Origin of the sequence: Actinokineospora iranica (genome assembly GCF_900101685.1) — a bacterium.
Classification (GTDB): Bacteria; Actinomycetota; Actinomycetes; order Mycobacteriales; family Pseudonocardiaceae; genus Actinokineospora; species Actinokineospora iranica.
Genome location: NZ_FMZZ01000036.1, coordinates 1 through 1,560, shown reverse-complemented (window position 1 = coordinate 1,560; position 1,560 = coordinate 1). Strand labels below are relative to the sequence as shown.

1 rRNA gene is annotated in these 1,560 nt (G+C 56.7%); it reads right to left on the bottom strand.

The annotated features are described in order from the left end of the window. Positions 1 to 43 precede the first annotated feature (43 nt). A 23S ribosomal RNA gene (locus tag BLS56_RS30270) occupies positions 44 to 1,560 on the bottom strand; the annotation flags it as partial.

Sequence of the window (1,560 nt, the reverse complement as noted above, 5' to 3'; positions counted from 1 at the left end):
TGGTTGGTGTCTCAGACACCACACAGTGGATGCGTAGCATTTTTGTAACAAGCCCTCGGCCTATTAGTACCAGTCAACTCCACCCGTTACCAGGCTTCCATCTCTGGCCTATCAACCCAGTCGTCTACTGGGGGCCTTAACCCCTCAAAGGGGGCGGGAGACCTCATCTTGGAACAGGCTTCCCGCTTAGATGCCTTCAGCGGTTATCCCTTCCGAACGTAGCCAACCAGCCATGCCCCTGGCGGGACAACTGGCACACCAGAGGTTCGTCCGTCCCGGTCCTCTCGTACTAGGGACAGCCTTCCTCAAGTCTCCAACGCGCGCGGCGGATAGGGACCGAACTGTCTCACGACGTTCTAAACCCAGCTCGCGTACCGCTTTAATGGGCGAACAGCCCAACCCTTGGGACCTACTCCAGCCCCAGGATGCGACGAGCCGACATCGAGGTGCCAAACCATGCCGTCGATATGGACTCTTGGGCAAGATCAGCCTGTTATCCCCGGGGTACCTTTTATCCGTTGAGCGACGCCGCTTCCACCAGCCAGCGCCGGATCACTAGTCCCGACTTTCGTCCCTGCTCGACCTGTCAGTCTCACAGTCAAGCCCCCTTGTGCACTTGCACTCAACACCTGATTGCCAACCAGGCTGAGGGAACCTTTGGGCGCCTCCGTTACCCTTTGGGAGGCAACCGCCCCAGTTAAACTACCCACCAGGCACTGTCCCTGAACCGGATCACGGTCCGAAGTTAGACACTCAGTACGATCAGAGTGGTATTTCAACAACGACTCCACAACCACTGGCGTGGCCGCTTCACAGTCTCCCACCTATCCTACACAAACCGAACCAAGCACCAATACCAAGCTATAGTAAAGGTCCCGGGGTCTTTCCGTCCTGCCGCGCGTAACGAGCATCTTTACTCGTAGTGCAATTTCGCCGGGCCTATGGTTGAGACAGTCGAGAAGTCGTTACGCCATTCGTGCAGGTCGGAACTTACCCGACAAGGAATTTCGCTACCTTAGGATGGTTATAGTTACCACCGCCGTTTACTGGCGCTTAAATTCTCAGCTTCGCCCCCAAAGGGACTAACCGGTCCTCTTAACGTTCCAGCACCGGGCAGGCGTCAGTCCGTATACATCGTCTTGCGACTTCGCACGGACCTGTGTTTTTAGTAAACAGTCGCTTCTCGCTGGTCTCTGCGGCCACCAGATCCTAGCCCGCAAGGGGCTTCAAACCCAATGGCCCCCCTTCTCCCGAAGTTACGGGGGCATTTTGCCGAGTTCCTTAACCATAGTTCACCCGATCGCCTTGGTATTCTCTACCTGACCACCTGTGTCGGTTTGGGGTACGGGCCGCGTGGAAACTCACTAGAGGCTTTTCTCGGCAGCATGGGATCACTCTACTTCGCCTCAATCGGCTATGCATCACGTCTCAGGATATACGACCGACGGATTTGCCTACCGGTCTCCCTACACGCTTACACCAGTCACCAACAGCTGGCGGAGCTACCCTCCTGCGTCACCCCATCGTTTGGCTACTACCGGCTCAGATCCCGCGCTCCAC